This is a genomic window from Lysinibacillus sp. FSL H8-0500, assembly GCF_038051955.1.
Taxonomy (GTDB): Bacteria; Bacillota; Bacilli; order Bacillales_A; family Planococcaceae; genus Lysinibacillus; species Lysinibacillus macroides.
In genome coordinates, this window is sequence record NZ_CP150292.1 from 2,545,715 (window position 1) to 2,570,926 (window position 25,212).

Sequence of the window (25,212 nt, forward strand, 5' to 3'; positions counted from 1 at the left end):
CTATTCCTACGAATCGAGGCATGTAAATGTATTATTATAAAGAAGAATTGATAAATATTATTAAACCTGACAAACCAGATCCACAAGCAGCACGAGTAATGCAAGAAATACTCGGTGGTCATTATGGTGAAATGAGAACCATGATGCAGTATTTTTTTCAAAGCTCAAATTTTAGAGGCAAAGAAACCCAATATCGTGATTTATTACGGGGCGTTTTCTTAGAAGAAATCGCTCACGTTGAACTTGTACAAAATACAATCAACCAATTACTAAATAATTCTGGGGAATCCTCTGCTTCTGGAAATAATGGCGTGGACCAAGCACCTTTAGATGAGGCAGTTAAACATGCAAATCCACACCATTATATTGTGGGTGCACAATCATCTTTGCCTGTAGATGCAGCAGGTAATCCCTGGAATGGTTCGTGGGTATATGCACATGGAAACCTTATTGCCGATTTATTGGATAATTTAGTACTTGAGTCAACGGGTGTACTTCAAAAGACACGTATTTATGAAATGAGTTCTAATCAGACTTTTAGAGAAACACTAGCTTTTCTAATTGTGCGTGACAATGCGCACCAAAATGCATTTGCCAAAGCATTAGAAACGTTAGGTGTAGATTGGGGGAAACTATTCCCTATACCGAACTATGATATCAACAAATACCCTGAATGTAGAAAGTTTGTTGAAATGGGCTATCACAATGCTCAATTTAACTTTAGATTAGATCCAACACGTATCGAAGAAATCTTCCACGGACAAACGCCAAGTAGAAATGGCGGAGAATTAAATGTGATGCCTCCACCTGAAGGATTCCCAGTACCCATGATGCCTGAGATGCCAAATGAACACAGCCCAGGTCTAAAAGATATGAATAATTAAGCTGATAAACGTTACATTTATTGGCTGAAGCTAGAAATTATAGCTCTTCGGCTTGCTTTTCAACGCGCAGTTATATTTTGTTAAAAGTCACATATGAATATTTTACATGACAAAGCCCGCGAACATGCTTGTAGTTCACGGGCTTTCATCAATTATTGCCAAGCCTGATTGTGATAATCCCATTGTTTAAAGCACTCATCTTCTGTCAATATAACATCAAAAAAGGGCTTTAATTCCTTATTGAATGTGAGTGGATGATAGACTTCAATTGGCAGTCGTTGTTGATCCAGCAGTTCCTCGATGTAGCCCTGCAAGGCGCGCCCTTCGATCGTTTGCGTCTGGATCAACTGATAAATAGCCGTTTCATTCTGTGCTAGAAATTTTTGCGCAATCACCATTTCCACTGGGTATGTATACAGCTCAGCTGGTTTCATATCTAGCAAGGTTGGAAAAATCATAGTCTTTGGTGTTACTCGCCTATTGTCATGAAAGGCTATTATTACGTCTATGTATATCGTTACTTGAGCCAATCTAGTAGGAATTGTAAGTTGAATACTAGTAGCGTTTACAGTGCTTGCTAACTCATCTCCTAAAAATTCAATACCATCCTCTAATCCTTCCATCGCACAAATTTCCTTGAAAGCCTGCTTTGCGATATTGGCTTGCTGAGCATTTGTCCTAGCTAATAGCGTAATTTTTTTTAAAGGTAGTATGACCTCTTCCATCATGCCATCTACGTAAAATTGGTCATCGTAGGATGATGCGGATAAGCGATATAGTAGTCTTTCCTGACAATAGGCTGTTATCAATTGCGTTAAGCTTTTTTGCTGTGCGTTAGCCTTTGCCGTTAATTGTGTCAAAATAGTTGTTGCCATAAAAAATCCCTCGCCTTTTCGTTGTTTGTCTTTATTATTACGTATTTAACGATCAGCGTAAACGGCAATGCATACCAGCTAAAAAATGGAAGTCCTAGTATTAGACAAGGGGTAGCCCCGCCATTGCGAAACTACCCCTTTAGTATTTATAGGTAACATTCTCGTAAATTGTAAAAGTCTCAACCCAATCATCTGGGGAATAATTATCTCGAAACAATCTTGTTTCATCACCGCGGTAAAATTCCACTGTGTGCCTTCTAACTTAAGCAACGCAAACCCTACCTTCTTTTGCGTCCTTGCAGCCCCAAAGCATGCGCCAGTGTGAATAAGTATCTTCAAAAACAAAAGCAGAATGCCAGATTACGGAAGTATGCTACCTAAAATAGCACATATATTATCATAGCATTATTTTTTATAAAAGTAAAGACATTTCCACAGCACCGAGAAAATCAATATGAGCATCTTGATGACGAACTGATGCAATATGCCCATCATAGTGGCAATCATATAAGATAATCACCGCATTATAGGATACAGATAGCTTATTGCCAATTTTTTCAATGAGATTAGCTGTAAAGTGCTCAGCATAGGAAAAATCAGGATGAATTAATTGTGAAAGCTCATTGGAGGGCCCTTTATAACAGAATGCCTCACAAAAATCTTCATCAAATAATATGCCAAAATCATAGGCAAATTGATGATAATATTCATCGAAAAGAGCTTTCAAGTCACTCTCATAGGCTCGAAATTGATGTTCAGGCAAAAAAAGCTGCCCAAGCTTTTCAGCAAAAGCCTGATCTGTTTCCTCCTCGCCTTGATAAACAGTTGCTAAATATGTATAAAGCTGCTCTTCACTATTAACATTGCCCGCCCATATAGACACATAGCCATCCTTGTCATAATGCATCGACTCATTCCTTTCTCGAATACAGCAAGGCTCCTCCTGCCCCCATCATCATAAGGTGTTGGCCTGATGGAGAAAAGCCGCATTTAATGGCTCCATCTAAGCGTTGAAGGTCAATCGCTGTCGCCTGCTGTAAATATTGGTAATGCATTGTAAACAGATAATCGAGCACAACCGTTGCACGTGGCCACCAAGGATAAATCACCTCAACCTGCCAGCCATCTGCCGTTAGATGAATACCATCCCCTGCCTCAAAGCCAAAAATTGAAATTCGTTGCTGTGATGACGGTAGCTGAAAAAATAAATAATCGTCACTAATGCAGCTATGGGTGAAATTCGCATCCCGCTCCCGTTCAAGGCGCTCACCTGTAATGGGCGCTGTTACACTATAGCCTGAGTCACTAATGAGTACAATATTTTCATCTTGATCCCATCCACAGGCAAATATCCCGGCTGCTGGAATAAGCGTTTCATATATCCAAGGACTAGGAGGTTTCATACAGTTTAATGACTGTGCTTTCGCAAGTAAATCCAGCTCAAAAGAGGTTCTTATCTCATGCTTTGCCATCTAATTCCCCCTCGAAAGTTCTAAAACGCCATAATGAAATTTTGCTGTTGCTCGTTTATATTGCTGAAAATGATAGTATGCAAACCATTCCGAGCGAAAATGTGCCTTTAACACAACACGTTTTCTTGCTACCCGCTTTGCTTCCACAACCCACTGATTCGTTAATGTCATATGCTCTCCCGCCTGCCGTAACGCTTGAAAATTATTCGCCTCTTCAATCGTTTCCTCAAACATCGGGTCCATATAAACAACGTCAAATGATTGATCAGGCAATGCTTGTAAATAATGTACAGCCTCTTTCTGCACGACTTCAATCTGTCGCATACAGGCAGTTAATGGCAGCTCGGAAATATTATAGGCTTGCATCCCCTGTTTGACAATAAATGCCACATTTGCATTGACCTCTAGTCCAACAACACGACCTGTTGCACCAACCGCATAAGCTGCCAGCATTGCATCCGCTGCTAGCCCCAGCGTACAATCCAGCACCGTATCACCCTGTTGAAGCTGTGCCGCCTCTAAAAATGGCTCACGTTCACCACGCGCTACCCGCTTTAAACGAAATGCGGCCGAATTAGGATGAAAGAAAAACGGCTCCTGTGCGCCATAGGCATAGTAATCATAGCGATATTTCCCCGCAACGATTACATGTGCCTGTAATTCCTGCGACATCTTACGAATGGAACGTTTTTTTCGTGGCTCAAACGTAGCTCCCAATTCTTTGCATGCAAAAGCAGCGAGCGCCATCGATAACTCGTCTGGTCTGCCCGCTGTCGTCACAATCGTTATTATTTCGCGCATGTTTGCTCTAGCACGCCTGTTAAATGAGCCACAATTTGCTCCACAGGGAATCCCTCAATTTGCTCGCGTGGGATAAAGTACGCCAATTCCCCATCCTTTAAAATCGCCATGGATGGTGAGCTTGGTGGCACATCCTCAAAATAACCACGCATCGCCGCAGTCGCCTCTGGGTCCTGCCCCGCAAACACCGTCACCAAATGATCTGGCTTCACCGCTGCAATCGCCTCACGCGCTGCTGGACGCGCAAGCCCTGCCGCACAACCACATACCGAGTTAATGACCACTAACGCTGTTCCCTTCTCCTCTGCCATAAACTCATTCACCGCATCAGCCGTTGTCAGCTCCATAAATCCAGCCTCCACCAGCTCCTCACGCATCGGCTTCACTACCTGCTTCATATATTCATCATAAGCGTTCATCTCTTCGCCCTCTTTCATATGTATTCGCAAGGGTTATTATAGCAAGCTTTTTTGGGAATGTATAATGTTTCGATTCCGAGAAGTTTTCGAATATTCTTGGTACTTTTGTGTTATTTTTTTAGTTTTTCAGAAATGGCTTTTTGAAAAGTGCAACGGTTGCATTTTTTACCAATAGACAATAAATCATATTTAAAGAGATGATTTATAAAATTAATGCAAACGGAAATATTAGCATCTGCAGAGGGGGTAGAGGGATTATAGGCTAAATACAGACCATAAAAATGGACAGGTACTCATTGTTACATGAGCATCTGGGCTTTGCTATTAAATGTTATCGTTGAGAAATAATAATTTTCAAACCTTCAAAATTACCACCTGTCATTTCACTTTTATCAAATCAAGACTTATCAATTAATTTTTTGTCGATAGCTTGCTCGATATAATTCCCTATGGCTTCCTTCGTTTCTTTGATTGTAAATTTCATTATATCCTCCTCTTCAACAAGTTGGTGGATACGTGTTTCAGGCAAATTGAGCATTTTAGCAATAGCTGCCGTATTTACAACAATTTCTGATATATCCATTATTTTATCTTGGCTATTTTCTCAAATATTATTGGTACTAAAACATAAAGACAGAGTCAATCTACAATATGTGTAGCATCAACTCTGTCTTTTTATTTTGATCATTCGTAAATCTCTAATATTTAACAAATGTCTTTAATAATAAGAATAGTAGATTATTTATTTATTAATTTCATCATATTAAAGTTATATCTACATAACTTTAAATATAATGCATCTTAGATAACGAAATTTTATAAGCCGGATGACTTAGTGTAGCTGTAATTGTAAAGAAAAATTCATATAATTGATGAATTTTTTGGTATAAAATTTTGTAATTATAATCGCACGGTTCAACATACTCTCCATCGATATAAGGATCATCAAAAGTGCGGATTTCTAAGTGGACAGGAAAAATTCTTCCATCGATTGGGTGCTGATATTTAGTGTAAAAATCATTATAGTGAATAATCATATCTCTTGGGCCAACTGCAATTCTAATCCATTCATTATACTGTTCATAAATATAGTCCAACAATGGTTCTTTTTCTTTATCAACATCATTTGGCTTTTTTTTAATAGTAATTATTTTGTTTATTAAACCTGTTGCTGTACCATTTGCTTTAATATGTCCAAAAGTACTATCTTTTGATACGCCTTTTATATAGTAAGTAAAAAGACTTACGCACCTATCCAATAACGTCTTTATAGAAATAAAAATCTGATTTACATATATATTTAGCTCAACTTCTGTTTTTTTTAATTTTTCACGTTCACCGAAATTATAGTAAACTGTGTACTCATTTAGCTTTGTAAGGTATTGATTCAAATTGTAAGCAGGTGCAACTATACTTGGTTGCATTTTATAGAAAACATGTGCAGGAAAAATTGCTGTTTCCCTTTTATCACTTTCTTTATTAAAAGCTTCTTCTTGGTCACGAAATCTCTTTTCAATATTCTCTAATTGTTCATTTAAATAATCCATATTATATTTATATGAATCATAATACTTATACTTTTCAAGCCCTTCTTCTATGCTTTCAATTATAATTTTTTCTTTCAAAACTCATCCCCCTCGTCTCATCTAATTTATTTTATCCATCCTTGATGTGTGACGACTTCAGTTTAGGAAGATCACTGGAGGAACAGCTACTTTGGCTTTACCTCGCGACAATATAATCACACAAATGTAAGGTAATTCCATTATAGCAGTAATAAGATTCCTATCCATATTTATTTTTAATTCTTGTATTCTCATTTAAACATGCCAATAAATCTATTTCCTTTACAATTTTCTACTTAGCTTTAAAGATAGCTTATTTTATTCCTTTATATATCCTTTAATTTCGACTAAAAGCACTCTAATGCTTAAAAAGCCATTGAATAGGGCACTAACTGTCGTTCGTTTTTGAGACAGTAAGAAAACACCTTCATCTGTCATGCGGTCAAAGCGCTTATAATCTAAATAACCCACGTATATATACTCTTTGTCATCAACGAGAACTTCAAGTTTGCCCTGATCATGTTCTTTCGCATTTGTTAGCACTGCTTTATATCAAGGTACGAACAACCTTTTTCTAGGTGAACAAGGCGCAAAAGTAACTACACACCTGAGTTTGTTTTACGGAATTCAGCCCATCTATAATTCTTTACATTAAAAGGAAAAAAATGGAACTATACGAAACCCATTTTTAAGTAAAATATCCTTTTTTAGGATAATTAAAATGATTTAAGGTAGATGATATTGTGGAAGATCAAAGACTGCTAAATCTATGCGTACTAATTGAGCAAGTTCTACTCTTTTATAAACAACGATGAATTAACGGATTCGAGCCTTACGGAAGCCATCGAATATACTGATTGCGGCATATACAACAAATATAATGATTACGCCGCCAACTATCCATATTTCAAATTGCTTAGTTGATGTGCTAAATAAATTACTCATGTATATAATAAATTCTTGGTTCATTAAATTCGGATTACTTACTATCACAATGGATACAACGGTTGCGAAAAGCTCCACAATTGTATGAAAGATTGCCACTTTTTTCGTCCATTGTCCTTTAAGTAGCTTGTAGAGACCTAACCCAATTTCGAAAGTAATGACAACGAGCACAATGGGCCAATAACGAAGTAAAACATCCTGATTGAAAGCTGGCATTACGAATCTGAGTCCATCCCCACCACCTTCATATACACCTAATAGGTGATTTGCATAAAAATAAAAAGTTGCCCAAATAGCCGTCCACATTAAATAGCCAAATACTTCAAGCTTCGTAATCGCTTTTTTCTTCGGAATATAAATGACGGTTTTCAAATCTTCAGGGGTCCATTTTTTAAGACTTGCTGATAATGGATGTTGTTCTTTTCCTTTATCTGTTCGTTCCAAAATGACGAATACGAGTGTTAGCCAGAAAAAGACATGTATGCCTACTTCGATGATTCTCCATATTCCTTCACTGATCATCGTGATGACAACATTAAGAACCGCCTCTTCTCCACCAAAACCAATAAAGTATTCAGCAATCATCGAGATCACTGCAACGACAGCCGCAATTGGAATAATCATTTTTAATAACGAGATGTATACATCAAAATAGCGTGGGCCAATTAAATGCATGGGTTGATCTCGATAACCACTCGCTAATGCTGCCGGGTTTCCTAATTTCTCAAGAACATCCTTTACATCATCCTCATTGTAATCATCAGGCAGCATATCCTCAATGGTTGATCGTAACTCAAGTGCGATATCCTCACGATTTTTTTCAGGCAGCCTCCGCGTGACTTCTTGAATATAAGTTTCAGTCAGATTCATCTTTATCCTCATCTCCTTTTAGTAGCTCATAGAGTTCTTTTGAATTATTAATCCATTCTTTTTTCAATTGCAAAAAGATGTCTAATCCATATTCACTTAATACATAATACTTGCGCGGTCTACTCTCAGATGTTTCCCAGCTACTCGTCACTAACTCCTGTTTTTCTAAACGGCGAAGCAATGGATATAAGGTACTTTGATCGATGTTAATGCCCGATTCCTCTAATAATTGAACAAGTGAATATCCATACTGGGGTGTTCGTAATTGACTTAAAACGGCTAATGTCAGCGTTCCTCTCCTAAGTTCTGTCGTTAATGAATTCAGTAACGTACTCATTTACTCACCTCAATTCCACTTACTATATGACATACACTGTATAACTTATACTATGTATCGTACACTATTGTTGTTACAACAACAAGCAATTTTAATTTCCTATAGAGTAAAAAAGCTGTTTTTCAACATAGGATTCTTAGTCCCTTTTTCAGTTGCTTGGTTTCTACCAATTAAAACGGAAAGGGGAATTTCTCTTGCAGCATATAAAATAGTAATTCAAAAAACTACTTTATCAGTTTTTATCTGGATTTAATGAAGCGTATTGGAAACACTCACCTGAAGAATTAAAACACCAGTTGTCTGTATAGGAAAATTTAAAATGGCATTTGTCACTACAGAATTATGTGGGAACGAAAAAGCGGCTATCTGTTTGGATATCTGTCTCCAGTAAATTGCAATGTTATGACAGATACCCAATATGTAATTGATCCTGATCTTTGCATTGATTGTGGAGCTTGTGAATTAGTTTGTCCAGTAGAAGCGATTTATTTTGGGGATGAGTTGCCTTCTGAATATCATTTAGCAACCCTGCTAGCACTCAATTATTTTCGAAACTAAAATGGGCTTTTTCCATATAAATTGAATATAAGCGAGAATGTCCTACCTAAAAAAGTCGATTTCCTATACAATAAGAGCTTTCTCTATGAATGACCCTCCTAGTTACAGCGCGTTATTTACATATGTGCATTTCCTCTTCATAATCCTTCTGGTCTCTTATAAATTTCTCCTTTAAATTATAAAAACAAATTCCAAAATACCTCTGATTATGATGCTGTGGAAAGGGTTTCGTTTATTATAGGTATTTCGAAAATTCCATTTACTAATAAATAAGAAAATAATTAATTATTCTTATCCTCTTCAAGTGGACCTTCATCAAGCAAGGGGTAACCTGCTGCTTTTTCGCTGTAAATACTCCTGCTATTCCCTGATTAATATTATAATGATGTGATAAAATCAGATAAAAAAAGAAGGTCTTTGTATGTTAGAAAAATTGAATGTATTTCTTCAAAAATACATTGCGATCCTGACACCGTTAAGTTTAGTTGTAGGTGTGCTTTTAGAAAGCGTTGGTCAGCATTTATTATTCCTTGTGTCATGGCTATTTGCTTTTATGACATTCGCTGGAAGCTTAACGATGAAATTTAAGGATATAAAAATTTTTATGAAGCATCCCGTGCTTATTTTATTCTCCATTCTTTTTCTTCATCTTTTGATGCCTTTATGGGCTTATTTTTTATCCACCGTTATCTTTGATGATCATTTGTTAACGGTTGGCTTTGTCTTAGCTGTTGCCCTTCCAACAGGTGTAACGAGTGTGATTTGGATTAATATTTGTAAAGGACACTTACCGTTAGGCTTAGCGATTATTTTAATTGATACACTGCTTGCGCCATTCATTTTACCTTTTATCCTCTATATTGTGTCGGGTGAAAAAATTGAATTGGATGTGGCATCACTGATTTTGAATTTGCTGTGGATGATTGTGCTACCTACGATTTTAGGTATCTTGGTGAATGAACTGTCAAAAGGGGAAATACCTAAAAAATATGGCAAAAAGCTTGCTCCTTTTTCCAAGCTCTGTTTATTTGCAGTCATACTGATTAATAGTAGTGCCATTGCTCCCTACTTAAAGGTTATTAACTTCCATCTTTTTTTCGTGATCCTTTTAGTGTTTTTACTTGCTGTCTCAGGCTATATGCTTGCTTACCTCATCGGCCGCTATCTATTAAAAGATGGTCCACAAATGACGACCCTTGTCTTTACGGGGGGCATGAGAAATATTGCTGTTGGGGTTATTGTTGCGACAACATACTTTCCAGGTAAAGTGGCTATGCCTGTTGTGTTCGGTATGCTCTTTCAACAAGTTTTAGCTTCAATATTTAGCAAAGTGATTATCAAAAATACTGTTACCGTTAAGTAAGTAGCTTCGTTAGTGAGGGTCTGCAACCATCCTCGGTGTTCTTTGTATGTTAATAGCTAATGATAGACAAAATATGTCTTCGTCATTTGTTGAGCTAGCCCTTCTTCTGTTAAGGAGGGAGAGCTCGTCAATTCAACGCTTTAAATATGCTAATCTTCCTGGACTTAGCTTATCTTTCGATGGGGAGATAATTGACTGCTTTTACTTTTTTCTCTTATCGAATCCTCTATTTCCACATCCAAGTGGAGGGAAAGAAAAAAAGCTTATTTCCCTTTTCTTATGTAGAGCAGCCCTTTCTCCATCTATGCTATCCTCGATTTACCTCGCCTATGTTTTTTGATTGGAAAGCTATAATTAGCAAGTCCCTTTCCTATCGCTCCACGCATAGGGCTTTCAAAGAAATTCATGGTGACATATTTCATCATACAGCCCAAATTAAATTAATAGCGCCAACAACTTTTTGTTAGCGCGTTACATGTTTAGACCTTTAGAGAGCCGCGGAAGCCTCTTGCAGCGTAGTAGGAATCTGCACCATTGTGGTAGACAAAGACCGTATCATAGCGACGATCACAAAAGATGGCTCCTCCGTGCTTTCGGATCGAATCAGGTGTTTGCACCCAGCTTGATGTTTTTAAATCGAACTCACCAAGCTGCTGCAATGCGCGGTATTGTTCCTCTGTTAATAGCTCGATGCCCATATCGGCTGCCATGCCCACTGCACTATTTTCGGGCTTATGCTTTTTGCGCGCCTCTAATGCTTCATGGTCATAGCAAACACTGCGACGACCTTTAGGGCTTTCTGCTGCGCAATCATAAAATGTATATTCATCGGTTTCTTGATTATAGCTGATAACATCAGGTTCACCGCCCGTTTCCTCCATTTGATAAAGCGACCATAGCTTGTCCTCATTCGCCTCAAGCTTTGCCTGCACATTTATCCACTCAAGCCCCTCGTGACGGCTTGTATGTTTCTCAAAGCGTGCCTGTAAAGTTTGTAGTATTTGCTCGCGCTGTTGTGCTGCTAGCTCTTTGCTGTTTGTCATCTTATTTTTCCTCCTTGTAGTAGCTGGTTGAAATGATAATCCTTCCGCTTCTAGCGATGCTCTCATAACAGGTAAGGAAGCTGGACCAATCCCATGCAATTGTAAAATAGCCTTTTCTGTATACTTGGATAGCTTTTCCACTGTATCAATACCCTCATGTAGTAGTGCATTTCTTGCAGGTGCACTAAGCTTTGATAGAAAGCCCTCTTTTGGTTTATTTTCTTGGTCGCAAACAGGACAGCTTGGACAGTCCGTGCTTTTATAATACTGATGACCTTTATCACACGTTCTTAAGCTTTTTTCGGTTACCAAAACAATTCCTCCCCATCTGTACTATCGCCTATTTTAACATATTTTATGATCACAGAAGCTTTTAGCTTAGAGTGCTTTAAAGTTCAATATAGACATTTTCAGGATAATGATATTCTCTATTTGTCCGTCCACAGAGATAATATTGCTTAACGTTCCTTCCATATATATACCTAATGACCTACCCCCATCTAGTCTTTTCATTGTATAAGAGCTACGTAACCAACTCCAGAACGCATGCCCAGCAATACTAGTTGATATGTGAGCAAGATCAATTGAGCCATTCGGTAATCTTACAAAGCTAATGGTTGCTACTAGATAGGCCTCTTTTATTGGTTTAAAATTAGCAGTTCTAATAATTGTTTCACTCTGCGCTAATGGTGAAATTTGGCTATTAAAGGCAGAATGATCGTTTATAGTGCTTGTGTCACTATACCTTGGTTCTAAGTAAGTGGCTGCCTCTTCAATCGAATGCAAGAGGGATCACAGCTTCAGGAATTTCTGTAACTGGTTGAAGATTAAACCTTTTATCTAATTGCTCCATCGTTGTAATACTAGATGCAGAAGCACTAACATTAGTACTTAATAAGGCTAGTATGGGTGCTGCTGGGGGTAAAACTTTATACCGTTTCACAGGTATCACTCCATTTTTGTTATTGATTGTAACCGCAAAGTTATTCTTATCGGAACATTCCAAACAGTGTTCTATCAATGCTATCATTTTGTTGAATTTCAGGATTAACGTTCCTGTTTGCGATTTTCATCATAAAAGTAACAAGTGTAGGGTGAATAATCATTTCCTCTTTCTATGCCTATACATACTATAGATGGTAGGAAGGAGGTTTGACATATGTCATTTACCCGTAAAAATGAATGTTGCTGTGACGGTGCTAAAAATTATTATCCAAAAATTATTGCGACGTCCAATCCCGAGATGGCTCCTGCTGCTGATGTTCTTGGCTTTGGTTCATTAAGGGGCGAGACGGCTGAAATTGTTTTTCCTACAGCAACACCTGTGCCATTTTCAGTCGCTGGACCTTTGCGTAATGTGAGCGTTAGTGGTACAGGTAATGAATTAGTCGTCATGGAAAGCGGTGTCTATCAAATTACAGTATCACTAAATGCCGTCGCTACATCCGAGCCTGATCCTACACAATCTTTTTTTACAGCTAGCATTACCGTGAATGGCGCACCTATTTTTCTCCAAGGCTTAGCACTTTTTAACGTTCTCAATAGAAGTAGTTCCACATATGTTGTGCAGGCAGAATTGGCTGCGGGTGATCAAGTGGGCGTTAGTGTATCCTCAAACTCACCGCTTGCTGGTTATACCAATCGTTCATTGACGGTTGTACAACTGAGTCACTAATAGACCTGTAGGCTGATAGATTCTTTATAAATATTGGACAGACAACGCCTCTAAAATCGCTCTTCTTGTAAGGTGTAAAGGAAAGAGCTAGGCAAAAGATTTTCACTTTTGCCTAGCCCTTGTTAAGCTTATTGCTCTTTATATTCATCTGGATAAACGATTGTTTTAATGACTTCATCCGTTGCTTCGTCTGTAAAGTTCACTGTTACTTGATAATCCTCTACAGCGACACCGTTAAATAATTGATAGTACATACCTGCTATACCAAGCCCAAAGGATGCAATGGAATCAAGCCCCTTGTCAAATTCCTCCTTGTTTACAGTTAGCGTAAACTCTGAAAAAGAATCATTATAGGCTACATTTTTAATGGATTGAAAATCTTCTCCTTCTTCCATTTCATTAATGGTTGCTTGAATACCTTCCTTGATACCATTTAGCATTTCTTCACGCTCTGCTGTCGTCATTTTATATGTGACAGAGCCATCGTCGTTCTTGATGACTTCTTTTATTCCACTTTGTTTTGCATTTGCAATCGCTGCGTCAATATCCTGTCCCTCAAAGAATGTAGCAGGTATTGTAACCTCTGCCAATTCATCGGATTTTTTATCTTCACTACATGCTGCAAGGATAATGCCAAGCACGACTGTTAGTGATACTAGTAAAATTTTTTTCATTGATAAATCTCCCTTCTCTCTAACTATACATGGAGAATAGCGGAAATTCTATAATTACTTTGTCAAGAAATACCCTATGTATGCTGTCTCATGTTAAGATAAGACTTTGAATGGAAACAAATGTCGAAAATAAAAATACAATGATTAATAGCCAGCCATACACTTTACGTTGTTGTTGAAATTCTCTAATTGCTAAAATAAACAGGGCTAGCCCCATAAAGAAGATCATTAAAAAATTCAAGTGAAAATCTCGCGTTATTAATCCATAAGCCCCTAACGAAATGGTAATAATAGTATAGAAAATTTTTAGCAATGGCTTTCTCCTATCCAATGAATTCCAATAAAAGTATTATAACATGAATAAATTGTTTTTTGACCATTAACAGTCTTTATCTACACATGTAAAAGGCAGAAATGTTGAGCTAACCACATTTCTGCCTTTTACCATTTATTGTTTAAATGTACGATATAAAAAAGTAGCAAATTCAGCGCGTGTAACTGGGGCATTTGGCTTAAATTTCCCTTGATCTCCAAGCGCAATTCCTTGTTGTTCCAGTGCGGCAATATAGTTATGTGCCCAATGAGTATTAGGAACATCTTGGAAGGTTGAGTTGCCATCGCTCTCATAGCCAAATGCTAGCACAAGCACTTTTGCCAGTTCAGCGCGCGTCATTGCTGTTTGTGGATGAAAAGCTCCATTTGTACCATCTATAACCCCTGCTGTTTGAAGCTGATAAATAGCCTCATAGTATGGACTATCTACCGCAACATCATGGAATGGGCGGACTGGACGAACAGGTGGAAGTGTCAAAGCTCGTGCTAGCATCACAGCCATATGTTCTCGTGTAATAGAATGATCTGGTCGGAATGTGCCATCTTCATACCCCTGGATAATCCCATTTTTATACATATCAGCAATTGAAGCCTGTGCCCAATGTCCTCCCGTATCAGGGAAATGATGTTCTCTATCAGGTGTAGCAGTTGGTTTTTCCGTTTCCGCTGGTGGATCTACAGCCATTATTGCATATTTATAAAACATCTTCACCTCTGCTGTTAATTGGTTGTCTTTTATATGTGTATCCTCAACCTGTATCCATGCATTCTTCACATCATCGTAATAAAAGAGCCCGACTGTTTCATAGGATGAATCAAATAATATCGAAAGTGTGACAGGTTTTGAAAAAGGCTCTGAACTATTTTTTCTTAGCTCAAAGATTGGACTCGCTAAAATCTTCCCATGTTCTAAAAGGGCTTCTATCTCCGTTAATTCCTCTATAGAAATCTCTAATTCCTGCTTAGCTGCATCCTTTGGAATAGAAATTTCGATTTTTTCTCCTAGACTCACGATGCCTGCCGCGCCTATTGGTAGCTTTAACTTGCCATTTTTAGATGTAACAACTGTGTCTGTTACAATTGGTGGTACTTCATGATTCGGTGTGTGATTAGCATTTCCACCACCTGCTGTCACCCTTGTGGAAATGGAAAATGAATTGGACGCTGTTATGCCCTGTCCTGCATTGCCCGCTTGATTCGTCACACCGCTAGCATCCAGCTTAATCACATTATTGGTTATATTGATGGCTGCCTGTGGCGTAAAGATCGCTGTCCATATCCGATGATCGGAAGTTTGAAGAGCACTTAATATGCCATTTTCTACAATTAAATCAGCGTTGTCAAACCCTGTTACCTCCTCAGAAAAGGTAAATGTAACAAGAGAGGTTTCACCAGCAGTTAACATCGTATCTGCTACCACAATTGTTGCGGTTGGACGTACTGTATCAATCGCATAGGAATTGGAATCAGTTGTTCCTAGCCCCGTATTCCCTGCTATATTTTGTATACCTGTGTTATCCAAGGTCATCATATTCGTTGTCGCTCTGATATTTGCTGTTGGTGTCAGTGTTGCGGTATAGGTACTATTATTTGTTGTGCTTAGATTGCTTAATGTGCCATTCGCAACAGTGATATCTCCATAATCAAGACCTGTTATAGCTTCGGAAAAGGTCAGCGTGACAGGGGATGTTTCACCAGCTTTTAACATTGGCTTCGTTACAACGATTATGGCAGTGGGACGAACAACCGTCTGTGTAGTTGTATCAATTGCATAGTTATTGGAAATTAATGTCCCTACGCCTGTATTCCCTGCCATATCTTGAAAAGCTGTATTATCCAGTGCGATCACATTCGTTGCTGCTGTAGTATTCGTTGCTGGTGTGAGCGTTGCTGTATAGGTAATATTATCCACTGTGCTAAGGTTACTTAAATTTCCATTGGCGACTGTGAAATCTGCAATACTTAAGCCGGTTACTGCCTCGGAAAAGGTTATGGTCACAGGTGATGTTTCGTCAGCTGTTAATATTGTATCTGTCACTACAATCGTTGCGGTTGGACGTACTGTATCAATCGCATAGTTGCGAGAAGTTGTTGTCCCTGAGCCTGTATGCCCTGCCGCGTTTTGTACACCTGCATTATTGAGTATTAGCAGATTTGTTGCATCTGCAATATTGGCTTCTGGCGTTAATGTTGCTGTCCATGTCACACCACCATCTGTTGTCACTAGATTGCTTAATGTGCCATTCGCAACGAAGACATCTGTACTTGTAAAGCCTGTTACTGCCTCCGAGAAAATGAATGTCACTTGAGTTGTATCGCCAATAGCCAGCATCGTATCATATATTTCAATGGTTGCGGTTGGACGAGTAATTGTATTCACCGTTACTGTAATCTGTTCTTCATCTGTTAATACGCCATCGCTTACTCGAATGGTAAATGGATAGCTTCCTGGTACTTGTGGTGTCCATGTAAAGACACCTGTTACTGCATTTATACTTGCCCCCGCTGGCGCTCCTACTAAGCTGTAGATCAAAGTATTGGCAGGTATATCAGCATCTATTGCTGTTGCTGTAAAGGTTAATAGACTTTCTTCATTTATCGTTTTATTACCTATTGCTGCTAATATAGGCACTGTATTGACTTCATTTACGGTTACTGTAATGCTTTCTTGAGCTGTTAATGTCCCATCACTTACTCGAACAGTAAACGTATAGCTTCCTGGACCCTGTGCCTCCGTTGGTGTCCATGTAAAGACGCCTGTTGCTGCGTTTATAGTGGCTCCTGCAGGGGCTCCTACTAAGCTGTAAGTGAGGGAATCTCCCTCCGCATCTGATGCACTTGCTGTAAATGTCAAAAAGCTTCCTTCATTCACCGTTCGATCGCCTATTCCCGTCAAAACAGGTGCTGTATTCACTAACGATGTAGCATATTCGATTTCCAGCTTTGGTTCTATAATATACGCATCTTGTAATGAATCAGTAGATAATAGAAAAGAAATTAGTCCATCTACACCAATTTTACTGGAAGGCGTCATCAAACTTGTCACATCGAATCGATACGTATAGGTTTCATCAACTGGATTATAGTTATTGCGATTGAGAGCATGAGGGCTTATAGCATTGTACGCATTTTCAGGTAAAACTGGTGCTGGCAATTGACCAGTTAACCAATTATCATCAGCCAAGGCTATCTTTAAATTCGTCACCTCATACTCTGCTGCGGCACCAACAAAAGTAAAATATGCTGACGTGATAGGTTGACTGGTATCAATTCCCCCAAATTGAAATGCTGTTGCTGAATACTCACCAGCGCGACCATTAATATAACCGTAATTCACTGTTTGTCCCAAATCTAAACTATTTCTTCCGTCAATTGGCGCAAGTAGTATAGGAGCAGCAGCCGCATGAGGTGGCATCACTGGAAACAAGGAAATTATTAAAAGAATCGTTAAAAAAATATTGATACTAATTTTATTGCTATGCACGATTAAACACCTCCAAATATTTTGTGTAAATAGAAATTGTGTGGTTAATGACGTGCTAATCGTCTCTGTATAAGAGCTAACAATTTTGATACGCTGTTTTTTTATTTGAGTGGCAACAAAAAATAGCAAGCGTTTTATATGGTTTCATCGGCTTGTTCTATGGTCCACCTCACTTTTAAGGATTTTAAAGATGTAATGACGATGACAGCTATGTGAATGGCTCAATCCCCCCTCGTTGTTTTTTAATTTTAAAGGATAAAGGTTAAAATTAGGTTAAAAAATCAAAACTATTTTATGTAGACTGTGAGGGAGCACTGCCAAATAGATAAGAAAAGCCTATGACACATATTTTTGCACCACAAGTTCCCGCCAGTACTATAGATTTGACAATATATAGCTTTTGCTTTATTTTTATATTGACTGATTAATCAACCGAAAAGGAGCTATCAATATGCCAAGAACTGAAACACAAAATTTAGAATTACGGACACAAAGACGTGAGGAAATTTTACAGGCTGCCTTACATGTATTTGCTAGACGAGGAATGGTGGCAACAAAGATCAGTGATATCGCGAAAGAGGCTCAGTTAAGTCATGGACTTGTGTATCATTATTTTCAATCAAAAGAGGAAATCTTTACGCTTTTAGTACAACGCGCTGCGGATAGCTCTGTGCAAATTATTGAACAAGCCTATATTCGAGACGGCTCATCATTCGAAAAAATTAAATGGATGACAGAGCAAATTCTTCATAGCTTGGCAGAGGAGCAGCAAATTTTATTATTTTTAATTATGATTCAAGCGAGTACATCAGATGCTATACCCGAGGAAGTGAAGCAATTTTTAACTTCTAAGGAATTTAAATCACCCGTTCATTGCTTGATGCCCTTAATTATGGAAGGCCAGCAGCACAATGAAATTATTCAAGAAAATCCATTACAACTAGCGGTTAGCTACTATGCCTTTATTCAAGGCTTTGCCATTAATAAGCTACAGTGGGCGCAATGTCCCCTTCCTGAAGCTGCATCTATTATGAAAATTTTTAAATAACTTTGAAGGAAAGAGGTTTAACATGACGACCCGTAATTCAAACGTGAAATTTTGGTGTTTATTCTTCTCACCATTTCTTATTATATTACTAGGTTTTTTAACGGCTACAGTTTTTCATTCTTTTATTGGCGGTTGGGCTTGGATTCCGCTTGCGCTCGTTTATTGGAGTTTGCTAGGCTTTGCTATTTGGTTTTTTAACGATCATAAAAGATTAGGAGACTGGTTTCAAAAGTCAAAAAAAGCTCCTTTTTGGATAACCATTACAGTGCTCATCGGCCTGTTTCCCTTAACGATTCTTATGATGAATTATCATTTGTTTGAGTCCGCTTGGTTAGTTTTCTATTGGCTAGTATTTGCCCTTCTGAATCCTTGGTTTGAAGAATACTACTGGCGTGGTGTGTTGTTTGATCGTTTATTAACTAGATTTCCAACATGGTTTGTGATTTTCTATACAACCGCACTTTTTGTCATAAGTCATCCATTAATGTGGGGCATATTTTCGTATGCAAGTCGGTCTTATCATTTATATATTTATTTATCAGTAGCAGGTGTTGTCTGGGCGATCACTTACCTAAAAACACAAAGCTTACGTGTGGTTATTTTGTCTCATTTTATTGTAGATATCGGGAATCTAACGGTCTTAACCTTCTTAAATCTCTACATCCCTCCTACCACGTAACAGCTTTTATATTTAATTGTTTTTATTAATCGCTAAATATCATAGTAAAATAATTCAATGCTACCAATAAAAAAGCCCTTTATAATATGAATAATTTCCCTATCATGTATGGACAATCCTTTATTTCCATCATACTATAAAGAAGTGCCTTATTTTATATGTTTAATAGGTAAATTTTCATAATAAAGGAGAAAGTAAAATGGTTGTCTTAGATTTTTTGGGAAGTCTTGCATTGCTTTTTGCGATAGGCTATCTTATTTATTTTATTATAATGAAGGTGTTTAAAAGAAATCGTACTTTTTCAAAAAAGCTCTTTTTATCAACATTTGTTGGTAGTTTGGTTTTAATGACCATTTCTATGCAGTTTGATACCGTTTCTGGTGCGCAATATCAGGAGCAAGTAAGTTTAAGTAAAGATTTACAAGATCAGGTAGATACATTACATAATGAACTGAAAAGTGTTAAAGAGGAGCTAGCGCAGGCTTCAACAGCTAGTCAAAAAATAAAGGAAGCTGAAGACAAGCAAGTTAAAGCATTTGAAGAAGAGAAAAAAGTGTTACAGGAGAAGCAACAGCAGCTACAGGAGCAAGTGGCCACATTACAAAAAGATAACGAAGCACTTACTACACAGCTTGCAAGTGCTCAAGCAGCCAATACAAGTAGTAGCACATCAACAACAAGCCAAACAGAGGAAGTATCCTCAAGCTCTTCCCAACATGTCTTCTATAAAAACTGTAGCCAAGTGCGTGCAGCAGGAGCCGCTCCTATTTACAGCGGTGAACCGGGCTATGCTCGTCATCTTGACCGAGATGGTGATGGGGTTGGTTGTGAATAATTAGCAAATATTCTGTTTAATAATTAGAGCGATTTGACTAGATTCCTATCGCTCTTTTCATATCACCAGTAAATAGTTAGAAGGAAGTGGGTTTATGCAAGAATCACTGTTTATTTTCTTTTGTTTAGCGATCACATTACATAATATAGAAGAAGCTCTATGGCTACCGCAATGGTCCCAGCAGCCTTCAAAATTTCAAAAAGCAGTAAGTGCCAATGAATTTCATTTTGCTGTATTGGTTATTACATCACTTGCTTATTTAGCAGCCTTTAGTTATTGTTATTTTCCTGAGTCACTTCTAGCAAAATGGCTGTTTATTGGATTTTTAGGGGCCATGATTCTTAATGCGATCTTCCCTCATCTTCTTGCAACAATTGTTATGAAAAGATATGCACCTGGACTTTTAACAGGTGTTTTACTCAATATCCCCATCAACACTTTTATATTATATACAATGTTGATGGATGAACGAATGTCCCTGAAAGAAACTATTTTTTCAACAATAATTATAGGCATAATTTTAATTGCATTAATTCCTTTATTATTTAGAATGGGGAAACTAATTAAAGCTTAACCAGCCCTTACCTATCCTCAAATTTGCTTCATGTACGTTTTTTCTCTATCCATAACAGGTATGCCAACATGTTTTTCTTGATTGCCTTGTGACGTAAATTCTTGAGCTGTTATTCTTTGGAAAGCTTCTGTTGTAGTTGAACAAGCAGAGGCTGACCATCCAATGAATTACTCAATAAGCTGTAAAATTTCCGCAGGCTTCTGCAAGATAAAGTCAGCATCCTCAAAGCCTTTTGTTGTTTTAGCTCCCCATAGCGCCAAGGCAAATTTCGCACCTGCTTGCTTAGCACATTGCAGGTCATATTTGGAATCGCCAATATAAATAGCATCCTTAGGCGCTACCTGTAATAAATCCAAGCATTTTAAGAGTGGGTCTGGATGAGGCTTGTGTTTTTTTGTATCACTTGCGCTTATAATTTCCTTAAAGTAGTGGCTTAAGCCAAATGGATCAAATTCATCCACTATTTCTTGTCTTGTTTTGGAAGTCACGATGCCTAGCTGTAAGGGCTTTGTCGCCAAGGTTTGAATAACAGGCTTAAGCTCTGCAAAAACAGCTACTTCATGTGAAAAATCAAGCATTGCTGCAGACCACTTTTGATGCACAGCCTCTATCTCACGTACCTGAAGCCTCTGTAAAGCATCCTTCCCTGGAATTCCTAGGGCAAATCGCAATTCACCAAACGAATAGGTTTCTTGCTGCTCTTGCTGTAAAGTTCGTTGCAATGATTGTAAAATCGCCTGCTCTGTATCCAAAATCGTTCCATCTACATCAAAAATAATGGCTTTTAGCATTATTATCCCCCTTTTAAAATTGCGTATTAATAATTGTGTATAAAGCTTTTTTAAGAACTGCTTGCTCACTGCTCGACAAATTTTGAAAGGCTATTTGATTTAATTCCATTGTTGCCTTTTCGATTTTTTCCTTCAGCTCGTGTGCCTTTGGTGTGGCAACGACTAATACTGTTCGGCGATTATCAGGGGCGATGGAGCGCTCAATTAAACCCGCCTTTTGCATTTTATCTAAAATACCAGAAACTGTAGGCGCTTCTAAATAGAGCATTTCCCCGATTTGTTTAGGAAGTAGCTGTCCCTCACGCCATAAGCAATTTAATACACCATATTGAGCCGGTGTCACATTATATTCTTCTAAAAGCTTGCTAAAATATTTAAACACTTTATTTTGACTTGTGCTTAATAAAAAGTTTATACATTCCTGTAATTCCATCGTATCTCCTCCATCTTGACAATACCTATCTTATCATGATAACTTTCAATTAGAAATATTTCTGCACCAAAACTATTTTGCATTAAAAATTAAAGGAGACGATTATAATGGATTCTTTTAAAGCACTTGTTGTTAAAGAGCAGGACGAGCAAATTATATATGACGTAGAGACAGCTACTGTGGACGATTTATCAGCAGGGGATGTGCTAATTCAAGTGGCATATTCCTCCATTAACTATAAGGATATGCTGGCTGTTCAGAAAAATGGCGGTGTGATTCGCCATTATCCAATGATTCCGGGTATTGATTTAAGTGGGACAGTCGTTCAATCGGCGGATGCGCGCTTTCAAGCTGGACAGCAAGTAATTGTCACAGGCTTTGCGATGGGCATGACGCATACAGGTGGATTTGCCGAATATGCGCGTGTGCCTGCTGAGTGGATTGTGCCGTTACCAGAAAATTTAGATGCAAGGGATGCCATGATTTTTGGCACAGCAGGCTATACGGCGGCACTGTCGATTATCGCGCTTGAGCAGCATGGCATGAGGGTAGAGGATAATCCACGTATACTTGTAACAGGCTCAACAGGTGGTGTTGGTAGTCTTGCCGTTCAAATGCTGGCAAAAATCGGCTATAGCAATATTACGGCATTGGTAAGAAAAGAGCTTCAAGTGGCAGTTGCAAAATCTTTAGGCGCAACGGACGTTATTTTTGCCAGTGAGCTAGGTGATCTGAAAAAGCCATTACAACAGCAAAAATATGATTATGTGTTAGATACGGTCGGTGGAGATGTTGCCGCTACAGTAATTCCACAAATTGCTTATGGCGGTAGCATCAGCATGTGTGGCAATGCTGGTGGGGTGCAGTTAACAACGAATGTCTTGCCATTTATTTTACGAGGCGTTCAGCTTTTAGGCATTGATTCGGTTAATGTGCCAATTGAGCAACGAGCAAGCGTTTGGGCAAGAATGGCAAATGACTGGAATATCACTCACAATGCTTTAACAGAAGAAATTACACTGGAAGAAGTACCTCAAACCATTGATGCCATCAAAAATGGACAGCATTTAGGAAGAACAATTATAAAGTTATAGAAAACGATCAGGAACACAGATAACATAGATTATTTGTGTTCTTTTTGTATGCTTGCTACAAAAGTTCACCAAACGCTGATGTAGCTTTAAAAAAGAACCTAAGTGAGCGTTCACAGAGGTCCTTTTACTGAAAATACATGTAGGGAAAGCTTTTTAGAGGTCATCAGCCTTCAATTTACTTTGGATTATTAAATCATAGCTATCAATTATTAGAAGGTTGTCGCTTTGATAATCATTCATTTGAATCAATTGATCTGTGTCTCGATGAGTTCTTATTAGGATTTTTAAAATACAATCTCTTTTTTTACTGGCAGCCAGTAATTTATCAATCGCTTCCTCTAATGTTTCTTCTGGCTTTTGTATTTTTATTGGTACTGGTTTTCCCTCATAGTATTCTTTAAGAATGCCATCTATTCCCTTATTTCGTTGAACGGGCATGGCATCAATACTATTTAAAATAGTTAGCTCTTCCTCTGTCTTCGTAACATACTCTTGTTCTCCTTTTTTCAGTAAGTAAGACGTGGTTTTGATAGGGTTGTCAAGCCGTTGCTTCGTTAATTCGATAGCATCCTCTGAAATATCTATGCCTATATATTGACGATTCATCATATCTGCCGTGACAAGAGTTGTCCCACTTCCGCAAAACGGATCTAGCACAACATCCCCTTCATCCGTTGCGATTTTCAAGATTTGTTCGAGCAGAAGGATCGGTTTTTGTGTAGGATACCCCGTTCTTTCTTTTGCTTTAGGATTTAAAAAGGGAATATTCCATACATCTGATAATGGCACGCCTTTTTTCTCTTTGCCAATAATCGGCTTACCGTCCTTATCTAGCTTATAGGCAGATTTTGCATTTTTGTTACGCACTCTGTCCTGTAGTATTTGATCAATATTTGTTGTGGCAGAATAATCGGTATAGATTTTATTAAACTTAAATTTATGGGTCTTGCTATAAAAATAAATTGTTTGATGATTGTTTAATAAGCCCATTTTAGAATTTGACCAACGTTTATAAGCCCAAATGATTTCACTTTGAAATTTATCCATTCCAAAAACTTCATCTAATGCGATCCGTAAATAATGGGAAGCTGATTTATCACAATGTAAAAATATACTACCCGTTTTCTTTAACACTCTGTGACACTCCACTAATCTAACCTTAATAAAGTTGAAATACTGTTGAATGGATGTCCAACTATCCTCAAATGAGTACTCTTTAAGGTTATCTCGAGTCTTTAGTTTTTGGGTTTTTTGAGTATAGAAAGGTGGATCTAAGTAAATGAGGTCTATAGTTTCATCAGGTATATTTTTTAGCTGTTCTAAGCAGTCCCCTAAGAAAATTGACATAACGTTATTGCTCCTTGCTTGCTCGATTTTCCTTCGCTATTTTAATCAGGATTCCTTTCAGATCAACACTGGTTACTTCATAAATATAGTCCCAGGCAGCATCACCATAGTAGTAATGGCCTTCTGCACCTTGATATAAAGTCTCTAATGTTTGTTGAATACGAATAGCTTGCGTCCGATTAGGATAATAAAACATAATACGATTCGGCGTATAACCTGCGTCTTTAATTACCTGCATACGGGTATGCTCCTTCGTAATATGATCGCCATCTGTGGTAGCATCTCTCCATTTTATCTCATAAGCATTGTCACCAACAAGGCAATCAATTTCAAATGTTTTAGGTCGTTGCCCGATGGTGTTAGGGATTTTCACCTTTTTTAGTGCTTTCTCACCAAACCTATATTCAAAACAAAGAATGGCCGCTTCCTCCAAAAATGAGCCAGCATATTTGTAAAGAAAACGTCCCTTATTTTGATAGATATCAATCATTTCACCCTCTTCTAAGGTCACTTGTAAAACCTGATAAATTAAATAGTGTGATTTATCATCTTTTTCCATGTCCTCTACACGCTGTAACACTTGTTTATTTAATTTAGTTGCATAAGCTTCAGCCAGTGTTCTGATGGCTTTTTCGACAGTATTTTTCATCGTATTCCCCCACATTTAAAAATCTATTTTATATTATAGCATACCTCTTTTGATGAATAATTGGAGGTATTTTGTTAGAGACAATCTCTATTTCTATCAATCGCCTATTTTTTAGTACAGGATAGCATTGCTCGCTTTTCTAAAAACGCTATACGCTTTCCTATTAAAACAATGGATTTTCCTTTATACTAATAAAAGTCTATATTAGGGGGAAATTTCGCGTCATTATTCGTAAATTATGGTCACAATATATTCATTGGTCATTGCCGTTATCCTATCAACGCCTTGTGTATTGCCAAAACTGCCTAATTTAGAACTGGTGCCAACCATTTCAATGGAATAAGGGTTTACTATTTTTCATCTTTTGTGAGTCTCTTTGTTCATTTTTAATGGGGTATTTAGTATGATTTGAGAGGACTAACAAGGAGGTGCGCTGCTCTCTCAAAGAGAGACACACTTTTATA

The 25,212-nt window shown here is 37.9% G+C and carries 27 protein-coding genes and 3 pseudogenes; 9 read left to right on the forward strand and 21 right to left on the reverse strand.

What is annotated here, in order from left to right; translation table 11 throughout:
* Positions 1-26 precede the first annotated feature (26 nt).
* On the forward strand, positions 27-884 hold the full coding sequence (locus tag MHB44_RS12155) for a manganese catalase family protein (protein ID WP_341299365.1): 858 nt from the start codon (positions 27-29) through the stop codon (positions 882-884).
* Between the two features lie 152 nt (positions 885-1,036).
* Here the strand turns inward: MHB44_RS12155 and MHB44_RS12160 are convergent, their stop codons facing one another.
* From MHB44_RS12160 to MHB44_RS12205, 10 genes and pseudogenes are all read right to left on the reverse strand, one after another.
* Positions 1,037-1,759, reverse strand: a complete 723-nt coding sequence (locus MHB44_RS12160; RefSeq protein WP_341299366.1) for a hypothetical protein — start codon at positions 1,757-1,759, stop codon at positions 1,037-1,039.
* A 412-nt stretch (positions 1,760-2,171) separates the two neighbouring features.
* Complete coding sequence (locus tag MHB44_RS12165) at positions 2,172-2,666, reverse strand: immunity 22 family protein (protein ID WP_341299367.1); 495 nt, start codon at positions 2,664-2,666, stop codon at positions 2,172-2,174.
* Positions 2,667-2,670: 4 nt separating this feature from the next.
* Entirely contained in the window at positions 2,671-3,231 is a 561-nt protein-coding gene (locus tag MHB44_RS12170; protein ID WP_341299368.1) for a hypothetical protein, read from the reverse strand.
* Complete coding sequence (locus tag MHB44_RS12175; RefSeq protein WP_341299369.1) at positions 3,232-4,032, reverse strand: class I SAM-dependent methyltransferase; 801 nt, start codon at positions 4,030-4,032, stop codon at positions 3,232-3,234. It lies immediately after the preceding gene.
* A complete protein-coding gene (locus tag MHB44_RS12180; protein ID WP_341299370.1) occupies positions 4,020-4,451 on the reverse strand; it encodes a BrxA/BrxB family bacilliredoxin in 432 nt (143 codons plus the stop codon). The genes MHB44_RS12175 and MHB44_RS12180 overlap by 13 nt, the downstream gene beginning before the upstream one ends.
* 397 nt (positions 4,452-4,848) lie before the next feature.
* Positions 4,849-5,034: a hypothetical protein gene (locus MHB44_RS12185; protein WP_341299371.1), complete on the reverse strand. Its 186-nt coding sequence runs from the start codon at positions 5,032-5,034 to the stop codon at positions 4,849-4,851.
* Between the two features lie 202 nt (positions 5,035-5,236).
* Complete coding sequence (locus MHB44_RS12190; RefSeq protein ID WP_341299372.1) at positions 5,237-6,076, reverse strand: hypothetical protein; 840 nt, start codon at positions 6,074-6,076, stop codon at positions 5,237-5,239.
* 339 nt (positions 6,077-6,415) lie between these two features.
* A pseudogene (locus MHB44_RS12195) lies at positions 6,416-6,675 on the reverse strand (IS4 family transposase); the annotation flags it as partial.
* A gap of 157 nt (positions 6,676-6,832) precedes the next feature.
* Entirely contained in the window at positions 6,833-7,831 is a 999-nt protein-coding gene (locus tag MHB44_RS12200) for a hypothetical protein (protein ID WP_341299373.1), read from the reverse strand.
* Complete coding sequence (locus MHB44_RS12205; protein WP_341299374.1) at positions 7,818-8,168, reverse strand: PadR family transcriptional regulator; 351 nt, start codon at positions 8,166-8,168, stop codon at positions 7,818-7,820. The genes MHB44_RS12200 and MHB44_RS12205 overlap by 14 nt, the downstream gene beginning before the upstream one ends.
* A gap of 319 nt (positions 8,169-8,487) precedes the next feature.
* Between MHB44_RS12205 and MHB44_RS12210 the strand changes: the two are divergent.
* Positions 8,488-8,726: pseudogene (locus tag MHB44_RS12210) on the forward strand (ferredoxin family protein).
* Between the two features lie 421 nt (positions 8,727-9,147).
* Positions 9,148-10,089, forward strand: a complete 942-nt coding sequence (locus tag MHB44_RS12215; protein WP_341299375.1) for a bile acid:sodium symporter family protein — start codon at positions 9,148-9,150, stop codon at positions 10,087-10,089.
* Positions 10,090-10,568: 479 nt separating this feature from the next.
* Here MHB44_RS12215 and MHB44_RS12220 read toward each other — a convergent pair whose 3' ends face one another.
* The 4 genes and pseudogenes from MHB44_RS12220 to MHB44_RS12235 form a co-directional block, all read right to left on the reverse strand.
* Entirely contained in the window at positions 10,569-11,132 is a 564-nt protein-coding gene (locus tag MHB44_RS12220; protein ID WP_341302968.1) for a DUF4256 domain-containing protein, read from the reverse strand.
* A 39-nt stretch (positions 11,133-11,171) separates the two neighbouring features.
* Positions 11,172-11,444, reverse strand: a pseudogene (locus MHB44_RS12225) (RNA polymerase alpha subunit C-terminal domain-containing protein); the annotation flags it as partial.
* A gap of 66 nt (positions 11,445-11,510) precedes the next feature.
* The gene (locus MHB44_RS12230) at positions 11,511-11,918 is read right to left on the reverse strand and encodes a hypothetical protein (RefSeq protein ID WP_341299376.1); all 408 of its coding nucleotides are present in this window, start codon (positions 11,916-11,918) and stop codon (positions 11,511-11,513) included.
* The gene (locus MHB44_RS12235; RefSeq protein WP_341299377.1) at positions 11,905-12,075 is read right to left on the reverse strand and encodes a hypothetical protein; all 171 of its coding nucleotides are present in this window, start codon (positions 12,073-12,075) and stop codon (positions 11,905-11,907) included. Before MHB44_RS12235 ends, MHB44_RS12230 begins: the two co-directional genes overlap by 14 nt.
* 216 nt (positions 12,076-12,291) lie before the next feature.
* Between MHB44_RS12235 and MHB44_RS12240 the strand changes: the two genes are divergently transcribed.
* Positions 12,292-12,807, forward strand: a complete 516-nt coding sequence (locus tag MHB44_RS12240) for a hypothetical protein (RefSeq protein ID WP_341299378.1) — start codon at positions 12,292-12,294, stop codon at positions 12,805-12,807.
* A 128-nt stretch (positions 12,808-12,935) separates the two neighbouring features.
* Here MHB44_RS12240 and MHB44_RS12245 read toward each other — a convergent pair whose 3' ends face one another.
* The 3 genes from MHB44_RS12245 to MHB44_RS12255 all read right to left on the reverse strand — a co-directional run bounded on the left by MHB44_RS12245 (position 12,936) and on the right by MHB44_RS12255 (position 17,298).
* On the reverse strand, positions 12,936-13,481 hold the full coding sequence (locus MHB44_RS12245; RefSeq protein WP_341299379.1) for a hypothetical protein: 546 nt from the start codon (positions 13,479-13,481) through the stop codon (positions 12,936-12,938).
* A gap of 88 nt (positions 13,482-13,569) precedes the next feature.
* Positions 13,570-13,794, reverse strand: a complete 225-nt coding sequence (locus tag MHB44_RS12250) for a DUF3953 domain-containing protein (RefSeq protein WP_341299380.1) — start codon at positions 13,792-13,794, stop codon at positions 13,570-13,572.
* 135 nt (positions 13,795-13,929) lie between these two features.
* Positions 13,930-17,298, reverse strand: a complete 3,369-nt coding sequence (locus MHB44_RS12255) for an Ig-like domain-containing protein (protein WP_341299381.1) — start codon at positions 17,296-17,298, stop codon at positions 13,930-13,932.
* Between the two features lie 451 nt (positions 17,299-17,749).
* On the opposite strand from MHB44_RS12255, the gene MHB44_RS12260 reads away from it, so the two are divergent.
* The 4 genes from MHB44_RS12260 to MHB44_RS12275 all read left to right on the forward strand — a co-directional run bounded on the left by MHB44_RS12260 (position 17,750) and on the right by MHB44_RS12275 (position 20,434).
* Positions 17,750-18,346 carry a TetR/AcrR family transcriptional regulator gene (locus tag MHB44_RS12260; RefSeq protein WP_341299382.1) on the forward strand — a complete coding sequence of 199 codons (597 nt, stop codon included), beginning with the start codon at positions 17,750-17,752 and terminating at the stop codon, positions 18,344-18,346.
* A gap of 22 nt (positions 18,347-18,368) precedes the next feature.
* A complete protein-coding gene (locus MHB44_RS12265; protein WP_341299383.1) occupies positions 18,369-19,025 on the forward strand; it encodes a type II CAAX endopeptidase family protein in 657 nt (218 codons plus the stop codon).
* 199 nt (positions 19,026-19,224) lie between these two features.
* On the forward strand, positions 19,225-19,860 hold the full coding sequence (locus MHB44_RS12270) for an excalibur calcium-binding domain-containing protein (protein ID WP_341299384.1): 636 nt from the start codon (positions 19,225-19,227) through the stop codon (positions 19,858-19,860).
* Between the two features lie 94 nt (positions 19,861-19,954).
* Positions 19,955-20,434: an HXXEE domain-containing protein gene (locus MHB44_RS12275; protein WP_341299385.1), complete on the forward strand. Its 480-nt coding sequence runs from the start codon at positions 19,955-19,957 to the stop codon at positions 20,432-20,434.
* A 167-nt stretch (positions 20,435-20,601) separates the two neighbouring features.
* Here MHB44_RS12275 and MHB44_RS12280 read toward each other — a convergent pair whose 3' ends face one another.
* Entirely contained in the window at positions 20,602-21,225 is a 624-nt protein-coding gene (locus MHB44_RS12280) for an HAD family hydrolase (RefSeq protein ID WP_341299386.1), read from the reverse strand.
* A 13-nt stretch (positions 21,226-21,238) separates the two neighbouring features.
* Positions 21,239-21,658: a MarR family transcriptional regulator gene (locus MHB44_RS12285; RefSeq protein ID WP_341299387.1), complete on the reverse strand. Its 420-nt coding sequence runs from the start codon at positions 21,656-21,658 to the stop codon at positions 21,239-21,241.
* Positions 21,659-21,765: 107 nt separating this feature from the next.
* Here MHB44_RS12285 and MHB44_RS12290 point away from each other — a divergent pair, with 107 nt between their 5' ends.
* A complete protein-coding gene (locus MHB44_RS12290; RefSeq protein WP_341299388.1) occupies positions 21,766-22,752 on the forward strand; it encodes a YhdH/YhfP family quinone oxidoreductase in 987 nt (328 codons plus the stop codon).
* A 153-nt stretch (positions 22,753-22,905) separates the two neighbouring features.
* Here MHB44_RS12290 and MHB44_RS12295 read toward each other — a convergent pair whose 3' ends face one another.
* The gene (locus tag MHB44_RS12295; protein WP_341299389.1) at positions 22,906-24,099 is read right to left on the reverse strand and encodes a DNA methyltransferase; all 1,194 of its coding nucleotides are present in this window, start codon (positions 24,097-24,099) and stop codon (positions 22,906-22,908) included.
* Between the two features lie 4 nt (positions 24,100-24,103).
* Positions 24,104-24,748 (reverse strand): ApaLI family restriction endonuclease, encoded by a 645-nt coding sequence (locus tag MHB44_RS12300; RefSeq protein ID WP_341299390.1) that lies wholly within the window; start codon positions 24,746-24,748, stop codon positions 24,104-24,106.
* Positions 24,749-25,212 lie beyond the last annotated feature (464 nt).

What these genes read in the sequence shown, in the direction of transcription:
- MHB44_RS12155 (WP_341299365.1), top strand. Translation starts at nt 27, where the DNA reads ATGTATTATTATAAAGAAGAATTGATAAATATTATTAAACCTGACAAA.
- MHB44_RS12160 (WP_341299366.1), bottom strand. Translation starts at nt 1,759, where the DNA reads ATGGCAACAACTATTTTGACACAATTAACGGCAAAGGCTAACGCACAG.
- MHB44_RS12165 (WP_341299367.1), bottom strand. Translation starts at nt 2,666, where the DNA reads ATGCATTATGACAAGGATGGCTATGTGTCTATATGGGCGGGCAATGTT.
- MHB44_RS12170 (WP_341299368.1), bottom strand. Translation starts at nt 3,231, where the DNA reads ATGGCAAAGCATGAGATAAGAACCTCTTTTGAGCTGGATTTACTTGCG.
- MHB44_RS12175 (WP_341299369.1), bottom strand. Translation starts at nt 4,032, where the DNA reads ATGCGCGAAATAATAACGATTGTGACGACAGCGGGCAGACCAGACGAG.
- MHB44_RS12180 (WP_341299370.1), bottom strand. Translation starts at nt 4,451, where the DNA reads ATGAACGCTTATGATGAATATATGAAGCAGGTAGTGAAGCCGATGCGT.
- MHB44_RS12185 (WP_341299371.1), bottom strand. Translation starts at nt 5,034, where the DNA reads ATGGATATATCAGAAATTGTTGTAAATACGGCAGCTATTGCTAAAATG.
- MHB44_RS12200 (WP_341299373.1), bottom strand. Translation starts at nt 7,831, where the DNA reads ATGAATCTGACTGAAACTTATATTCAAGAAGTCACGCGGAGGCTGCCT.
- MHB44_RS12205 (WP_341299374.1), bottom strand. Translation starts at nt 8,168, where the DNA reads ATGAGTACGTTACTGAATTCATTAACGACAGAACTTAGGAGAGGAACG.
- MHB44_RS12215 (WP_341299375.1), top strand. Translation starts at nt 9,148, where the DNA reads ATGTTAGAAAAATTGAATGTATTTCTTCAAAAATACATTGCGATCCTG.
- MHB44_RS12220 (WP_341302968.1), bottom strand. Translation starts at nt 11,132, where the DNA reads ATGACAAACAGCAAAGAGCTAGCAGCACAACAGCGCGAGCAAATACTA.
- MHB44_RS12240 (WP_341299378.1), top strand. Translation starts at nt 12,292, where the DNA reads ATGTCATTTACCCGTAAAAATGAATGTTGCTGTGACGGTGCTAAAAAT.
- MHB44_RS12245 (WP_341299379.1), bottom strand. Translation starts at nt 13,481, where the DNA reads ATGAAAAAAATTTTACTAGTATCACTAACAGTCGTGCTTGGCATTATC.
- MHB44_RS12260 (WP_341299382.1), top strand. Translation starts at nt 17,750, where the DNA reads ATGCCAAGAACTGAAACACAAAATTTAGAATTACGGACACAAAGACGT.
- MHB44_RS12265 (WP_341299383.1), top strand. Translation starts at nt 18,369, where the DNA reads ATGACGACCCGTAATTCAAACGTGAAATTTTGGTGTTTATTCTTCTCA.
- MHB44_RS12270 (WP_341299384.1), top strand. Translation starts at nt 19,225, where the DNA reads ATGGTTGTCTTAGATTTTTTGGGAAGTCTTGCATTGCTTTTTGCGATA.
- MHB44_RS12275 (WP_341299385.1), top strand. Translation starts at nt 19,955, where the DNA reads ATGCAAGAATCACTGTTTATTTTCTTTTGTTTAGCGATCACATTACAT.
- MHB44_RS12280 (WP_341299386.1), bottom strand. Translation starts at nt 21,225, where the DNA reads ATGCTAAAAGCCATTATTTTTGATGTAGATGGAACGATTTTGGATACA.
- MHB44_RS12285 (WP_341299387.1), bottom strand. Translation starts at nt 21,658, where the DNA reads ATGGAATTACAGGAATGTATAAACTTTTTATTAAGCACAAGTCAAAAT.
- MHB44_RS12290 (WP_341299388.1), top strand. Translation starts at nt 21,766, where the DNA reads ATGGATTCTTTTAAAGCACTTGTTGTTAAAGAGCAGGACGAGCAAATT.
- MHB44_RS12295 (WP_341299389.1), bottom strand. Translation starts at nt 24,099, where the DNA reads ATGTCAATTTTCTTAGGGGACTGCTTAGAACAGCTAAAAAATATACCT.
- MHB44_RS12300 (WP_341299390.1), bottom strand. Translation starts at nt 24,748, where the DNA reads ATGAAAAATACTGTCGAAAAAGCCATCAGAACACTGGCTGAAGCTTAT.